The sequence below is a fragment of the Nocardioides sp. BE266 genome (assembly GCF_031457855.1).
Lineage (GTDB): Bacteria > Actinomycetota > Actinomycetes > Propionibacteriales > Nocardioidaceae > Nocardioides.
The window spans coordinates 144,663-158,255 of record NZ_JAURTI010000004.1; the positions used below are offsets into that span (position 1 = coordinate 144,663).

Genomic DNA, 13,593 nt, shown 5'->3' on the forward strand with positions numbered 1-13,593 from the left:
CGGCCATGCCCTCCGAACCCGCCCAGCGCTTCCGCGGCCCGGTCCTGCCGGACGGCGAGACCCGTGACCTGTACGTCGTCGACGGACGCATCACGTTCGAGGTCCAGCCGGGCGCCGACACGGTCGCCGAGGGGTGGATCGTCCCCGGCCTGGTCGACGCCCACTGCCACCTCGGCCTGGACGACTTCGGGGCCACCGACGACGCGGCCACCGAGCAGCAGGCGATCGACGACCGCGACGGGGGAGCCCTGCTGATCCGCGACGCGGGCTCGGCCGCGGACACCCGCTGGATCCACGACCGCGACGACCTGCCGCGGCTGATCCGCTGCGGGCGCCACATCGCCGCGACGAAGCGCTACATCCGCGGCTACGCCCACGAGGTCGAGCCGGCCGACCTGGCGACGTACGCCGCCCAGGAGGCCCGCAACGGTGACGGCTGGATCAAGCTGGTGGGCGACTGGATCTCCCGCGAGGAGGGCGACCTCGCGCCGTCCTTCCCCGCGCAGGCCTTCGCCGACGCGATCGAGGCCGCCCACGCCAACGGCGCCAAGGTCACCGCCCACTGCTTCGGCCACGGCGTGCTGCCCGGGCTGATCGAGGCCGGCATCGACTGCATCGAGCACGGCACCGGCCTGACCGAGGACCTGATCGACGCGATGGTCGCGCGTGGCACCCGGCTCGTGCCGACCGTGATGCAGCTCGACAAGTTCCCCGAGCACGCGGCGGCCGGGGCGGAGCGGTTCCCCGACTACGCGTCGACGATGACCGACCTCTACGAACGGATGCCGGCCACGCTCATGGCGGCGTACGAGGCGGGCGTGCCGATCTACGCCGGCTCGGACGGCGGCGGCATCAGCCGCCACGGCAACATCGCGGGGGAGGTCGAGGCGCTGGCGCGGATCGGGATGCCGGCCCACGACGCGCTCGGCGCGGCGAGCTGGCGGGCGCGCGAGTGGCTCGGCGTCGACGGCCTGACCGAGGGCGCCTCGGCAGACTTCGTGGTCTACGACCGCAACCCGGTCGAGGACCTCTCGGTCCTGCGCACCCCGAGGGCCGTCGTGCTCCGAGGGCGTCAGGTCGGCGTCAGCCGATCTCGATGACCTCGACCTCGGGCCCGGGCTCGTAGACCACCAGCGCGCAGTTGCCCTTGACCAGCTCCTCGCCGACCTGGTCGCCGGTGCGCCGGTCGATCACCCGGCGCCAGATCTGGTTGCGGCGGAACACCTGGTCGCCCCGCCGCAGGAACTGCTCGGCGCGGGCCTCGACCCGGTAGGAGTGCTCGGGCCGCACGTCGGTGCGCAGCTGGCCGTGGAGGTAGCGGTCGCCGACCCAGGTGCGGAGCTGGTAGGTCTGCTCGGTGTCGTTGCACACCACGAGGTCGACGTAGTTGTAGACGATCGAGCAGCCCACGCCCCACGGCAGCACCCGGCCCTTGTCGGGGAACGGGTCGAAGGAGTGCTCCGAGCGCTCGACCACGGTGAGGGGCGAGTGCAGCACCATCCAGTGCACGAGGTTGGCGAGCTGGCAGATGCCGCCGCCGACGCCCGCCTCGGCCGAGCCGTTCGAGAGCTTCATCCCGTCGAGGTAGCCCTTGCGGCGCGTGCAGTTGCCGACGACCCGGTTGAACGACAGCGTCTCGCCGGGGCGGACCACGATCCCGTCCATCCGCGACGCGGCCAGGCGCAGGTTGGTCACCTTGTTGTGCTGGAGGTGCATCTGGTCCGGGTCGAGCTCGCGGAGCAGCAGCGAGCCGTGCTGCTTGAGCCGCACCGGGAGGTCGACCTCGTCGCGGGTGCGGGCCCAGACGACCCGCCCCGACCACGCGTCCCGCACCCACGTCGTACGACGTCGCGCCCGGTGCGCGGCCATCGCGACGGGCAGCAGCCACGGGTGGCGCTGGGTCAGGCGCGGGGGAGCGGTGAGCCGGGCCGGGAGCTCCAGCGCTCCGGCGTCCACGGTGGTCATGCCAGATAGACGTCGCTCGCGCCCGATTCGTTGCCGGACATCGGTTTGTGGCGGCCGTGCGCGCTCCTCGAGGATGGAGCCATGACGACTCTCGCGGACCACTTCCCGCCCCTCGGGCTCACCATCGAGGCCGGGCCTGTGGTCCTGCGGAGCATCACCGACGAGCTGCTCGCCGACCTCTGCGAGGTCGCGGCGCGAGGTGTCCACGACCCGTCGGAGATGCCGTTCTACTTCCCGTGGACCGACGTGCCCGCAGAGGACTTCGCACCCAGCTTCCTGGCGTACCACTGGCGCACGAGGGCCGAGTTCAGCCGCGAGTCGTGGAGCCTGAACCTGGCTGTCCTCCACGAGGGCGAGCTCGTCGGCGTCCAGGGCATCGACACCTCTCACTACCTCGTGACCCGCACGGGCGAGACGGGGTCCTGGCTCGGCCGGGAGTTCCACGGCCGCGGCATCGGCACCGCGATGCGACAGGTCATGTGCGCGTTCGTCTTCGACCACCTCGACGCCGCCGAGATCGCGTCGGGCGCGTTCGTCGACAACCCGGCGTCGCTCGCGGTCTCCCGCAAGGTCGGCTACCGGCCCAACGGGGTCCGCCGACTGAAGCGTCGCGAGGGCGAGCTCGCGCTGAACCAGTCGCTGGTGCTGTCCCCGGACGACTTCGTCCGCGGCCCACACCCCGTGCAGGTCTCGGGGGTCGAGGCGTTCCGCGCCTTCATCGGCCTCGACGCGGTGGCCTGAGCGCGAGAAACTTTCCCGGACGGGTCAACCACCCGGGCTCCTCGTGGCTGTCACCTGTCATGGAGGCGCACCATGAGGGCCAATGAGCAGCGGGAGTACGACTGGTACTTCCGTGCCTGCTTCCCGCCGGTCTCACGCACCGTCTTCCTGATGGTGCACGACCGCGAGCTGGCCGAGGACATCACGCAGGAGGCGCTCTACCGCATGCTGCGCCACTGGCGCACCGTGTCGGAGTACGAGCGTCCCGAGGCCTGGGTACGCCGCGTCGCGATCCGCATCGCGGTGCGCGAGCTGCAGCGTCGTGCGGCCCGGGTGAGCAAGGAGCGCCTGGGCCAGCCCACGTCGTACGACGAGCTGCCGGACCCCGACGTCGCCCGCGCGGTGGCCGAGCTGGCGCCGATGCAGCGGGCCGCCGTGGTGCTCTTCTACTGGGAGGACCGCCCGGTGCACGAGATCGCCGAGGTCCTGGCCGTGTCCGAATCGACCGTCAAGCAGCACCTGTACCGGGCCCGGCAACGCCTGGCCTCGCTGCTCGGAGAAGGAGCGAACGACCATGCTCGTTGAGGACCGGCTCCGTCAGGGGCTCGAGGCGAACGCGACCTCCTTCACGCCGTCGGGGGAGGGTCGGCTCGAGACCCTCCACCGGCGCCGCCGTCGTCGTACGGCGACCACGGCTGCGTCCCTGGGGACCGCGGCGGCTGCGCTGGTGGCCGGTGTGGTCGCCCAGCTCGGCGGCCTGTCGCTGCCGGGGCAGTCGCCCGACCAGGACCCGGCGCGACCGGGTGTCATCCAGCCCTCGGGGCGGCCGACGGCGCTCCCCGAGCTCGGCGGCTTCGTCCACGAGGTGACCGAGAAGCAGGGGCTGGCCCTCGGGGTGCCCCGGCAGACCGTCGACCAGCTCGCCGGGAAGGACAGGATCCTTCTCCTCGGGATCCAGTTCCGGTTCGGGACCTTCACGATCTGGACCAACGACGACCGGTACAAGTCGACCGCCTGGGACTATGGCAGCTACGAGTTCACGTCGGACGGACACCTCGTGCTGACGACGATCTCGGACAAGTGCCCCAGCTGCACCACCACCCTGTCGTGGCGGTGGGCCGGGAGGACGGGCCAGGACGTGGTCTTCAGCTCGGTGGACCGGGACACGGACGGTGACCTCGCCCGCTGGTTCTGGGAGGGACGCTGGACCTACCAGGCGCCACGGTGACGTGACCGGATTGGTCGTGCGCGGCTCACGTCTGGCAGAATCTTCCCTCGTGTCCTGCGCGCCCGGACCCTCTCATCCGAGCGACGCAGAGCCCTTCGAGTGACCTGACCCGGTGGCCCCACCTGGAGAAGGTCGCTCACCCACGACAATTTCTGAGGAGACACCACAAACGTGGCCGTCAAGATTCGTTTGAAGCGCCTGGGCAAGATCCGGGTGCCGCAGTACCGCATCGTCGTCGTCGACTCGCGCAAGAAGCGCGACGGCAAGGTCCTCGAGGAGATCGGCAAGTACCACCCCAAGGAGGAGCCGTCGCTCATCGACGTCGTCTCCGACCGGGCGCAGTACTGGCTCGGCGTGGGCGCCCAGCCCTCCGAGGCCGTCGAGGCCCTGCTGAAGATCACCGGTGACTGGCAGAAGTTCAAGGGCCTGCCGGGCGCCGAGGGCACCCTGAAGGTCAAGGAGCCCAAGCGCTCCAAGCTCGACATCTTCAACGAGGCCCTCAAGGAGGCCGCCGCCGAGCCCAAGGGCGCCGCGACGACCGCCAAGAAGAAGGCCGAGAAGGTCGAGAAGGCCGAGAAGGTCGAGGAGCCCGCTGCCGAGGCTCCCGCCGAGGTTCCCGCGTCGGAGACCCCCGAGGGCGCCGCTGACGCCGCCGAGGCCGCCGAGACGGTGACCGCCGAGGACGCCGGCAAGAGCGAGGCGTGAGCGTCGTGCTGGCCGAGGCTCTCGAGCACCTGGTGCGTGGCATCGTCGACCACCCCGACGAGGTCACCGTCCGCGACAAGCAGCTGCGTCGTGGCTCGATCCTCGAGGTCCGGGTCCACCCCGACGACCTCGGCAAGGTGATCGGCCGCAACGGCCGCACCGCGACGGCCTTCCGCACCGTCGTCTCGGCCCTCGCGGGCCGTGGCGGTGCGCGCGTCGACTTCGTCGACACCGACCGCCGTCGCTGAACCAGCGCACAGCACCGTTCGACGGGCGTCACCCCATGCGGGGTGGCGCCCGTCGCTGCATCTCGGGGCGTCCGCCGCGAAGGTGGCGGCGTACGACATCGCGGCGGCCCGACGCCGTGTCGTACGCCGCCACCCTCGGCCTTGAGTCGCTGGGAGACTCAAGGGCCAGTCCCTCTACGCTGGGCCGCGTGAGCGAGGACAGCAGGGCCGACATCGAGGTCGTGGTCGGCCGCATCGGCAAGCCCCACGGCATCCGCGGCGAGGTCACCCTCGACGTCCGCACCGACGAGCCGGAGAGGCGATTCGCCCCGGGCAGCGTGCTGCGCGCCGAGGCGCCGGCAGGGGCCGACCGTCGCCCGGCAGCGCTCACCGTGGCCCGCGCCCGCTGGCACCAGAGCACGCTGCTGGTGACCTTCGAGGAGCTGCCGGACCGCAACGCCGCCGAGGCCGCCCGCGGCACCGTCCTGCACGCCACGCTCGCCCACGACGAGGTGCCCGAGGACCCCGAGGAGTTCTACGACCACCAGCTGGTCGGGCTCGCCGTCGTCGACCTCGACGGCACCCACCTCGGCACCGTGAAGGGGCTCGTGCACGGCTCCGCGCAGGACCTGCTGACCGTCCGCACCGACGACGGGCGCGACGCGCTCGTGCCGTTCGTCTCCGCGCTCGTCCCAGAGGTCGACCTGGCCGGAGGGCGCCTGGTCGTCGCCGACCGACCCGGGCTGGTCTCACCCTTCCCCGACGAGGTCGCGCCGTGAGGATCGACGTCGTCACGATCTTCCCCGACTACCTCACCCCGCTGACGCTCAGCCTGCCCGGCAAGGCCCGCGACAACGGCCTACTGGACGTCCACGTCCACGACCTGCGGGAGTGGACGACCGACCGGCACCGGACCGTCGACGACACCCCCTACGGCGGTGGCGCCGGCATGGTGATGAAGCCCGAGCCGTGGGGTCGGGCGCTCGACGCCGTCGCCGGGGGAGCCACGATCATCTTCACCACACCCAGCGGCGAGCCGTTCACCCAGGAGGTCGCCCGGGAGCTGAGCGGCCACGAGCACCTCGTCTTCGCCTGCGGGCGCTACGAGGGCATCGACCAGCGGGTCATCGACCACGCCGCGACCGTCGGCACCGTGCGCGAGATCAGCCTCGGCGACTACGTCCTCAACGGCGGCGAGGTCGCCGCCCTGGCGATCACCGAGGCGGTCGTGCGGTTGCTGCCCGGGTTCATGGGCAACGCTGAGTCGCTGGTCGAGGAGTCGCACGCCGACGGCCTGCTCGAGTACCCCGTCTACACCAAGCCCGCCTCCTGGGAGGGCCGTGAGGTGCCCGAGGTGCTGCTCTCCGGCGACCACGGTCGGATCGCGGCGTGGCGCCGCGAGCAGGCCGAGGCTCGCACCGCGCAGCGCCGGCCCGACCTCCTGCCGCGCACCGGTGTCGTCGGCAGCCTGGCGGAGCTCGACGTACGTCCTGCGGTGCCGGCCGACGCGGGGGAGCTCTACACGCTCCAGCGCGCCTGCTGGCTCCAGGAGATGGAGGCCAACCCCGGCGTGGAGATCCCGGCGCTGCGCGAGTCGCTCGACGACGTACGACGTGGGCTGGGGCAGTGGACCGTGATGGTGGCGCGCGAGCCGTCGTCCGGCCGCCTGGTCGGTGCCGTGCGCGGGCGCGTCGACGCGCACGGTGAGTGGGACATCGGCCGGATCATGGTCGCGCCCGACCTCCAGGGCAAGGGCCTCGGGCGCGCGCTGCTCGAGCTCGTCGAGGACCTCGCTCCCGCCGAGGTGGAGACGTTCGTGCTGTTCACGGGTGCCGGCTCGACCGACAACCTGCGGATGTACAAGAAGGCCGGCTTCCGGCTGCGGTCCGACCGGAAGGCGCCACCCGGAGCCGTGGTGCTCACCAAGAGGGCGAGCCGGCGGATTTCACGCTGACCGCACGCTCTGGCAGACTTCACCCTTGGTCTGCTCGAGACCAGGGTCGCCCGGACACATCCCAGATGCACCGCCCCGGGGTCCCGCCGAACCGCACCTGCCACAGGGGGCGCGCCGGCCGGTCATGTCGAGCACCGACAGACACCATCACCACCTATGTCCGCGGCTGACCTGTGGCACTCGCGAGGAGCATCATGAGCAACGTCATCGTCGATCTCGGCAGCGCCATCAAGCGCGACGACGTCCCGGACTTCCGCGCCGGCGACACCATCAAGGTCCACGTCAAGGTCATCGAGGGCAGCCGCTCGCGTGTCCAGGTCTTCCAGGGCGTCGTGATCCGCGTCCACGGCTCGGGCATCGGCCGCACCTTCACCGTCCGCAAGGTCTCCTTCGGCGTCGGCGTCGAGCGCACCTTCCCGCTGAACTCCCCGATCTTCGAGAAGATCGAGGTCGTGACCCGCGGTGACGTCCGTCGCGCCAAGCTGTACTACCTGCGCAACCTGCGCGGCAAGGCTGCCAAGATCAAGGAGCGCCGCGAGGCGTGATCCACCGGACTCGCGCCGCGAGGCGTGAGTTCGACCAGGGACTGGTTAGTCTCTGCGCGTGACTTCTGATGACCGCGGTTCCACGTCCCTCTCAGCGGACGAGGAACCGCGGTCGTCGCGTTCGGGGGGTGGGGGCGTGAAGAAGAACGGCAAGCCCAAGCGCAAGCAGCTGCCCCTGTGGCAGGAGACCATCCTGCTGCTCGGCGTGGCGCTCATCCTGGCCATCGTGATCAAGACGTTCTTCGTCCAGGCCTTCTACATCCCCTCCGAGTCGATGGAGCCGGGGCTGGTCCTCAACGACCGGATCCTGGTCGAGAAGCCGTCCTACTGGGGCGACAGCGGCCCCGAGCGCGGCGACGTCGTGGTCTTCAAGGACCCGGGCGGCTGGCTGCCGCCGACGGAGGCCGCCGGGCCGAGCAGCCCGGTCGCGAAGGTGATGGCCAAGATCGGGCTCTACCCGACCGGCGGCCACCTCGTGAAGCGCGTCATCGGCGTCGCCGGCGACACGATCAAGTGCTGCGACGACCAGGGGCGCCTCGAGGTCAACGGCCAGCCCCTCGACGAGGACGCCTACGTCAAGCGCAGCGGCGCCACCTGCAACGGGCCGATGCCCAGCAAGTGCGCCTCCGACTGGCAGGTCGGCCCGATCCCCGAGGGCCACATCTTCGTCATGGGCGACAACCGGTCGCGCTCGGCCGACTCGTCCTACCACATGTGCCAGTCCGACGAGACCGAGTGCGTGCCCGGCGACGAGTTCGTCCCGGTCGACCTGGTCGTCGGCAAGGTCTTCGTGCTGCTCTGGCCGGCCGACCGGTTCCGCTGGAACCACCGGCCCGACAGCTTCGAGGACGTGCCCGCCCCGACCTCGTGAGGCCGCGGTGACCCACCCGTCCACCCCCGTGTCGCTGCCGGACCCCGCGTCCGGCGCCGTGACCGTACGCCGTGACGCCGGGCTCTACGGCTACGAGCGAGCCCTGCGCCGCGCGGGCCTCGAGCCCATCGCCGGCGTCGACGAGGCCGGCCGCGGCGCCTGCGCCGGCCCGCTGGTCGCCGGCGCGGTCGTGCTGCCGCCGGGCAAGGCCGGCATCGTCCCCGGGCTCGCCGACTCCAAGCTGCTGACCGAGGCCGCCCGCGAGCGCGTCTACGCCCAGGTCGTGCGCCGGGCGCTCGCCTGGTCGGTCGTGGTGATCGACTCCGAGGAGTGCGACCGGCTCGGCATGCACGTCGCCAACGTCGAGGCGCTGCGCCGCGCCGTGGCCCGGCTGGAGACGCGCCCGTCCTACGTCCTCACCGACGGCTTCCCCGTCGACGGGCTCGGCGTCCCCGGGCTCGCGGTGTGGAAGGGCGACCGGGTCGCCGCCTGCATCGCCGCCGCCTCGGTGATCGCCAAGGTCACCCGCGACCGCCTGATGGTCGGCCTCGACGGGCAATGGCCGTCGTACGACTTCAAGACGCACAAGGGCTACTGCACGTCCGAGCACGACGCCGCGCTCATGGAGCACGGGCCGTCGCCGGTGCACCGGATGCGGTTCGTCAACGTCCGCCGCGCCGCGGGACTCGAGCCGATCCCCGGTCCCGACGTGGCCCCGGCCACTAGTGTCGGTCCGGACGGGCCGGGGGACATCACGGAGGAGGATGCATGAGCGCCGAGGACCTCGAGAAGTACGAGACCGAGATGGAGCTCACCCTCTATCGCGAGTACCGCGACGTCGTCGGCATCTTCAAGTACGTCGTGGAGACCGACCGCCGGTTCTACCTGTGCAACCAGGTCGACGTGAAGGCCCGCTCGGAGAGCGGCGACGTGTTCTTCGAGGTGTCGATGAGCGACGCGTGGGTGTGGGACATGTACCGCCCCGCCCGCTTCGCGAAGAACGTCAAGGTGCTGACGTTCAAGGACGTCAACGTCGAGGAGCTCGCTCCCCAGGAGATCGACCCGCCCAAGGACTGACCCGCGCCGGGCCACCAACCGTCCACAGCCGCGCCTGCGGACGGCTTCTCCACAGGCCGTCCGCCGCACCGGTCGTCACCGTCGGTACGCCGCGGTGTGCTGGTGCCTTCCCGATCTGCCCGACCGGAAGGCACCCACGATGGCCCGCACCCCTGCTTCGCTCGTCCCCGACCCGATCGCCGAGCACAACCGTCGGCTCGGCCGGCGTGGTGAGGCACTCGCGGCCCGCCACCTCACTGGGCTCGGGATGGAGGTCCTCGACCACAACTGGAGGTGCGAGGCCGGAGAGATCGACCTGGTGCTGCGCGACGGTCGGGTGCTCGTGATCTGCGAGGTCAAGACGCGGTCCTCGACCGACTACGGCGCGCCCCTCGAGGGGGTCGACCGGCGCAAGGCCGACCGGCTCCGTCGGCTCGGTGCCCGCTGGCTCCGCGCGCACGACTCCCACCCGGAGGACATCCGGGTCGACCTGGTCGGTGTGCTCGCCCCGCCCGGTGGCCCGGTGGAGATCGAGCACGTCGCGGGGATCGGCTGATGGCGTTCGCGACGGCCCGTTCGCTCGCCCTCAAGGGCGCCGACGGGCACGTGATCGACGTGCAGGTCGACGTGTCGCCGGGGTTGCCCAACACGACCGTCGTCGGACGCGTCGACAAGACGCTGTCCGAAGCACGCGAGCGGGTGCGGATGGCGATCAACAACGACTGCGGCCGCTGGCCGGCGACCAAGCGGGTGACGATCCTGCTGGCTCCGGCCGACCTGCCCAAGGGCGGCACCCACTACGACGTCGCCATCGCCGTCGCCGTCCTTGCGGCCGACAAGCAGCACGACGACCTCCGGCCCGAGCACCTGGCCGGATGGGGTTTCATCGGCGAGCTCTCGGTCTCGGGCGGCCTGCGACCGGTCCCCGGGATCCTGCCGATGGTCCTCGCGGCGGCCGCCCACGGCATCACCCGCGTGTGCGTGCCGGAGCCGCAGGCCGCCGAGGCGGCGCTGGTGCCGGGCATGACCGTGTTCGGCGTCCGGTCGCTCGCCCAGGTCTCCGCCGTGCTGCGCGACGTGGAGGTGCCGGAGGCCGAGCCGGTCGTCGCGCCGTCTGCGAGCCCGCTGGCCACCTGGCGCGGCGAGGACCGGCTGGCCGACCTCGACCTCCGCGACCTCGACGGCCTCGAGGACGTCCGTTACGCCGTCGAGGTGGCGGCGGCCGGGGGCCATCCGACGATGCTCATCGGGCCTCGTGGCACCGGAAAGACCTCGATCGCGGAGCGGATCCCGTCGATCCTCCCCGACCTCACGACCGAGCAGGCGCTGGAGGTGACCGCCCTGCACTCCGTCGCGGGGACGCTGCCCGACGGCAGCGGCCTGCTGCGCCGTCCACCGTGGTTCGCCCCGCACCACTCAGCGACGGCGGCCAGCGTCCTCGGCGGCGGCACGGGCCGCGTCCGGCCGGGGCAGGTCTCCCTGGCGCACCACGGCGTGCTGTTCCTCGACGAGTTCCCGCACTTCCGCACCGACGTCATCGAGGCGATGCGTCAGCCGCTGGAGTCGGGAGAGGTGACGATCGCGCGCGGCGAGGAGTCGGCCACCTATCCCGCGCGATCGCTCGTGGTGCTGGCAGCCAACCCGTGCCCCTGCGGCAACTTCCACGGGCTGTCGGGAGGCAGCTGCGAGTGCTCCGAGGTCCAGCGCCTGCACTACCGGCGCAAGCTCACCGGCCCGATCCTCGACCGGGTCGACATCTGGATGGAGGTCCGCCCGCAGGGAAGCGGGAGCGGGTCGTTCCGGCCGGAGCCCGAGTCGTCCGACGACGTCCGGGCACGGGTGACGGAGGCGCGCCAGCGCCAGGCCCGACGGTTCCGGCACTGCACCTGGCTGCTCAACTCCTCCTGCCCCGGACCGGTCCTCGCGGAGCACTGGCCGCTGGAGTCCGACGGCCAGCACCTCATCGACAGCGAGCTGTCCGCAGGCAGGCTCACCCGCAGGGGGCTGACCCGCGTGCAGCGCCTGGCCTGGACGGTGGCCGACTGCGCAGGGATCGACCGGCCGGGTCGGCACGAGGCCGAGATCGCCCTGGCACTGCGGTCCGACGACGCGGCGCGCAGCCTTCCCGCGCGCGCCGTGCGGGTGGCCTCGTGAGTGCCGCACACCTGCGGTCCGTGCCGCCGGTCGGCGAGCCGGTGTCCGAGGCCGAGCGCCTCGCCCGGGTCGTCCTGAGCTGCGGGGTGGAGCCCGGCGACGGCACCACGTCCTCGCTCGTCGCCCAGCTGGGTGCCGAGCGTGCGCTCGAGCGGTCGCTGTCCGGGGCCGAGGGCGAGCCCGGGGAGATGCTCGCCGCGCGGTTGGCAGAGGTCGACCCGGCCCGTCAGCTCGACCAGGCCGAGCGGTGCGGCATCCGGTTCCTGGTCCCCGGCGACCCCGAGTGGCCGCCCGGCCTCGACCAGCTCGACGGAGCCATCACCGACGAGGGCTTCGGCGGCACGCCGCCGGGCCTGTGGGTGAAGGGCCCGATGCCGCTCACCGAGCTGGCCACGTCGGTCGCCGTGGTCGGCTCACGCGCCGCGTCGGCCTACGGCGTGGAGATGACGCGCGCGGTCTGCGCCCACCTCGCCCTCGCGGGCGTGCCGGTCGTCTCGGGCGGAGCGCTCGGGATCGACTTCGAGGCCCACGACGCGAGCCTGTCGGCCGACGGCGTCACGGCCGCCGTCCTGGCGTGCGGCGTCGACCGGGTCTACCCGGCCAACAACCGTCGTCTGCTCCACCACCTCGCCAGCGAGTTCGCCGTCGTGTCGGAGCAACCGCCGGGCTCGGCGCCGACGCGCCCGCGCTTCCTCGCCCGCAACCGGCTCATCGCGGCCATCACCAGCGGCACGGTGGTGGTCGAGGCAGCCCTGCGCAGCGGTGCCCTCAACACCGCCGGGTGGGCCGAGAGCCTGCACCGCCACGTGATGTGCGTGCCGGGCCCGGTCACCAGCTACACCTCTCAAGGCGTCAACAACTTCCTCCGCGAGGGCCGCGGCACCGTGGTCACCCACGGGGCGGAGGTCCTCGAGCTCGTCGGCGCGACGGGGGAGCACCTGGTCGACCCGCCGCGGGGCGAGCGGCGTGCACGCGACGACCTCACGCCAACTGAGGCGAAGGTCGTGGAGTGGGTGCCGGTGAGCGAGCCGGCGCTGGTCGAGTCGATCGCCCGCCTCTCCGGGCTCCACCTTCGCACCACCGAGGGTGCGCTGCGCCGGCTGCGGTCGAAGAGGTTCGTCGAGCTGAGCGATGAGGGGTGGCGGCTCGCGCCTGACGTGTGACGCGGTCGTGCGCGCCTAGGCTGCTGGGGTGAGCGACGCTGAGGAGGACCAGGCCGGGCTGCCCGAGCCGATGGTGCGCCTGCTCGGCGACTACGAGCGCCACCTCGTCTCCGAGCGCGACCTGGCCCCGCACACCGTGCGCGCCTACCTCGGCGATGTCTCCAGCCTGCTCGACCACTGCGTGCGCCTCCGCCTCGACGACGTCACCGAGCTCGACCTGCGCACCCTGCGCAGCTGGCTCGCGAGGCTCCAGACGACCGGCCGCAGCCGTACGACGATCGCGCGCCGCGCGACTGCAGCCCGGGTCTTCACCGCCTGGCTCCACCGCACTGGCCGACTGCCGACCGACCCGGGCGCCGCGCTCGGCTCGCCGAAGAAGCACAAGACGCTCCCGCCGGTGCTGCGCGCCGACGAGGCGGAGGCGCTGATCCGGTCGGCCGCCGACCTCGCCGACGACGGCACGCCCGTCGGCCTGCGCGACGTGGCGATGCTCGAGCTGCTCTACGCCACGGGGATCCGGGTCGGCGAGCTCGTCGGACTCGACATCGACGACCTCGACGCCGAGCGCCGCGTGGTCAGGGTCTTCGGCAAGGGCCGCAAGGAGCGGTCGGTGCCCTACGGCACGCCCGCCGGCCGCGCGGTCGACCGGTGGCTGACCGCCGGGCGCCCCTCCCTGCGGGTCGAGGGCTCGGGGCCGGCACTGTTCCTCGGCGTCCGCGGGCGCCGGATCGACCAGCGGGCGGTCCGCGACCTGGTGCACAAGCGGATCGCCGACGTGCCCGGAGCACCCGACATCGGCCCCCACGGCCTGCGCCACACCGCCGCCACCCACCTCCTCGAGGGCGGGGCCGACCTCCGCTCCGTGCAGGAGCTCCTCGGCCACGCCTCGCTCGCGACGACCCAGCTCTACACGCACGTCACCACCGACCGGCTCCGCCGGGCCTACCAGCAGGCCCACCCCCGCGCCTGACTCCCGCTGTCCGGCATCCGTCATCCCGATCCGAC

General features: G+C 72.3%; 17 protein-coding genes. 16 read left to right on the forward strand and 1 reads right to left on the reverse strand.

Going from position 1 to position 13,593, the window contains the following annotated elements; translation table 11 throughout:
* Positions 1 to 5 precede the first annotated feature (5 nt).
* Positions 6 to 1,100, forward strand: coding sequence for an amidohydrolase family protein (locus J2X46_RS12860; protein WP_310251080.1), 1,095 nt, complete (start codon positions 6 to 8; stop codon positions 1,098 to 1,100).
* On the opposite strand, the gene J2X46_RS12865 is transcribed toward J2X46_RS12860, so the two are convergent.
* Positions 1,084 to 1,965 (reverse strand): VanW family protein, encoded by an 882-nt coding sequence (locus tag J2X46_RS12865; RefSeq protein ID WP_310251082.1) that lies wholly within the window; start codon positions 1,963 to 1,965, stop codon positions 1,084 to 1,086. The genes J2X46_RS12860 and J2X46_RS12865 overlap by 17 nt on opposite strands.
* 81 nt (positions 1,966 to 2,046) lie before the next feature.
* Here J2X46_RS12865 and J2X46_RS12870 point away from each other — a divergent pair, with 81 nt between their 5' ends.
* The 15 genes from J2X46_RS12870 to J2X46_RS12940 all read left to right on the forward strand — a co-directional run bounded on the left by J2X46_RS12870 (position 2,047) and on the right by J2X46_RS12940 (position 13,558).
* Positions 2,047 to 2,706, forward strand: a complete 660-nt coding sequence (locus J2X46_RS12870; RefSeq protein ID WP_310251084.1) for a GNAT family protein — start codon at positions 2,047 to 2,049, stop codon at positions 2,704 to 2,706.
* 72 nt (positions 2,707 to 2,778) lie between these two features.
* Positions 2,779 to 3,270 (forward strand): sigma-70 family RNA polymerase sigma factor, encoded by a 492-nt coding sequence (locus J2X46_RS12875; protein ID WP_310251086.1) that lies wholly within the window; start codon positions 2,779 to 2,781, stop codon positions 3,268 to 3,270.
* Complete coding sequence (locus J2X46_RS12880; protein ID WP_310251089.1) at positions 3,260 to 3,913, forward strand: hypothetical protein; 654 nt, start codon at positions 3,260 to 3,262, stop codon at positions 3,911 to 3,913. Before J2X46_RS12875 ends, J2X46_RS12880 begins: the two co-directional genes overlap by 11 nt.
* 171 nt (positions 3,914 to 4,084) lie before the next feature.
* Positions 4,085 to 4,618, forward strand: a complete 534-nt coding sequence (gene rpsP / locus J2X46_RS12885) for a 30S ribosomal protein S16 (protein ID WP_310251093.1) — start codon at positions 4,085 to 4,087, stop codon at positions 4,616 to 4,618.
* Positions 4,619 to 4,623: 5 nt separating this feature from the next.
* Entirely contained in the window at positions 4,624 to 4,866 is a 243-nt protein-coding gene (locus J2X46_RS12890) for an RNA-binding protein (RefSeq protein ID WP_310252057.1), read from the forward strand.
* Between the two features lie 188 nt (positions 4,867 to 5,054).
* Positions 5,055 to 5,624 (forward strand): ribosome maturation factor RimM, encoded by a 570-nt coding sequence (gene rimM, locus J2X46_RS12895; protein ID WP_310251096.1) that lies wholly within the window; start codon positions 5,055 to 5,057, stop codon positions 5,622 to 5,624.
* Positions 5,621 to 6,799: a tRNA (guanosine(37)-N1)-methyltransferase TrmD gene (gene trmD, locus J2X46_RS12900; protein ID WP_310251098.1), complete on the forward strand. Its 1,179-nt coding sequence runs from the start codon at positions 5,621 to 5,623 to the stop codon at positions 6,797 to 6,799. Before rimM ends, trmD begins: the two co-directional genes overlap by 4 nt.
* A 194-nt stretch (positions 6,800 to 6,993) precedes the next feature.
* A complete protein-coding gene (gene rplS / locus J2X46_RS12905; protein WP_310251101.1) occupies positions 6,994 to 7,344 on the forward strand; it encodes a 50S ribosomal protein L19 in 351 nt (116 codons plus the stop codon).
* A 136-nt stretch (positions 7,345 to 7,480) separates the two neighbouring features.
* Positions 7,481 to 8,215 (forward strand): signal peptidase I, encoded by a 735-nt coding sequence (lepB, locus tag J2X46_RS12910; RefSeq protein ID WP_310251104.1) that lies wholly within the window; start codon positions 7,481 to 7,483, stop codon positions 8,213 to 8,215.
* A gap of 58 nt (positions 8,216 to 8,273) precedes the next feature.
* Positions 8,274 to 8,987 (forward strand): ribonuclease HII, encoded by a 714-nt coding sequence (locus J2X46_RS12915; RefSeq protein WP_310252059.1) that lies wholly within the window; start codon positions 8,274 to 8,276, stop codon positions 8,985 to 8,987.
* Complete coding sequence (locus J2X46_RS12920; protein ID WP_056906529.1) at positions 8,984 to 9,292, forward strand: DUF2469 domain-containing protein; 309 nt, start codon at positions 8,984 to 8,986, stop codon at positions 9,290 to 9,292. Before J2X46_RS12915 ends, J2X46_RS12920 begins: the two co-directional genes overlap by 4 nt.
* Before the next feature lie 139 nt (positions 9,293 to 9,431).
* On the forward strand, positions 9,432 to 9,827 hold the full coding sequence (locus J2X46_RS12925) for a YraN family protein (protein ID WP_310251107.1): 396 nt from the start codon (positions 9,432 to 9,434) through the stop codon (positions 9,825 to 9,827).
* Positions 9,827 to 11,425 carry a YifB family Mg chelatase-like AAA ATPase gene (locus J2X46_RS12930; RefSeq protein ID WP_310251110.1) on the forward strand — a complete coding sequence of 533 codons (1,599 nt, stop codon included), beginning with the start codon at positions 9,827 to 9,829 and terminating at the stop codon, positions 11,423 to 11,425. Before J2X46_RS12925 ends, J2X46_RS12930 begins: the two co-directional genes overlap by 1 nt.
* Positions 11,422 to 12,588, forward strand: a complete 1,167-nt coding sequence (gene dprA / locus J2X46_RS12935) for a DNA-processing protein DprA (protein ID WP_310251113.1) — start codon at positions 11,422 to 11,424, stop codon at positions 12,586 to 12,588. Before J2X46_RS12930 ends, dprA begins: the two co-directional genes overlap by 4 nt.
* 70 nt (positions 12,589 to 12,658) lie before the next feature.
* The gene (locus tag J2X46_RS12940) at positions 12,659 to 13,558 is read left to right on the forward strand and encodes a tyrosine recombinase XerC (protein WP_310252061.1); all 900 of its coding nucleotides are present in this window, start codon (positions 12,659 to 12,661) and stop codon (positions 13,556 to 13,558) included.
* Positions 13,559 to 13,593 lie beyond the last annotated feature (35 nt).

Bases quoted from the DNA above. Each gene is read 5' to 3' on its own strand.
- J2X46_RS12930 (WP_310251110.1), top strand. From the start codon at position 9,827: ATGGCGTTCGCGACGGCCCGTTCGCTCGCCCTCAAGGGCGCCGACGGG.
- J2X46_RS12880 (WP_310251089.1), top strand. From the start codon at position 3,260: ATGCTCGTTGAGGACCGGCTCCGTCAGGGGCTCGAGGCGAACGCGACC.
- J2X46_RS12940 (WP_310252061.1), top strand. From the start codon at position 12,659: ATGGTGCGCCTGCTCGGCGACTACGAGCGCCACCTCGTCTCCGAGCGC.
- J2X46_RS12865 (WP_310251082.1), bottom strand. From the start codon at position 1,965: ATGACCACCGTGGACGCCGGAGCGCTGGAGCTCCCGGCCCGGCTCACC.
- J2X46_RS12875 (WP_310251086.1), top strand. From the start codon at position 2,779: ATGAGGGCCAATGAGCAGCGGGAGTACGACTGGTACTTCCGTGCCTGC.
- J2X46_RS12920 (WP_056906529.1), top strand. From the start codon at position 8,984: ATGAGCGCCGAGGACCTCGAGAAGTACGAGACCGAGATGGAGCTCACC.
- J2X46_RS12860 (WP_310251080.1), top strand. From the start codon at position 6: ATGCCCTCCGAACCCGCCCAGCGCTTCCGCGGCCCGGTCCTGCCGGAC.
- J2X46_RS12870 (WP_310251084.1), top strand. From the start codon at position 2,047: ATGACGACTCTCGCGGACCACTTCCCGCCCCTCGGGCTCACCATCGAG.
- J2X46_RS12925 (WP_310251107.1), top strand. From the start codon at position 9,432: ATGGCCCGCACCCCTGCTTCGCTCGTCCCCGACCCGATCGCCGAGCAC.
- rplS (WP_310251101.1), top strand. From the start codon at position 6,994: ATGAGCAACGTCATCGTCGATCTCGGCAGCGCCATCAAGCGCGACGAC.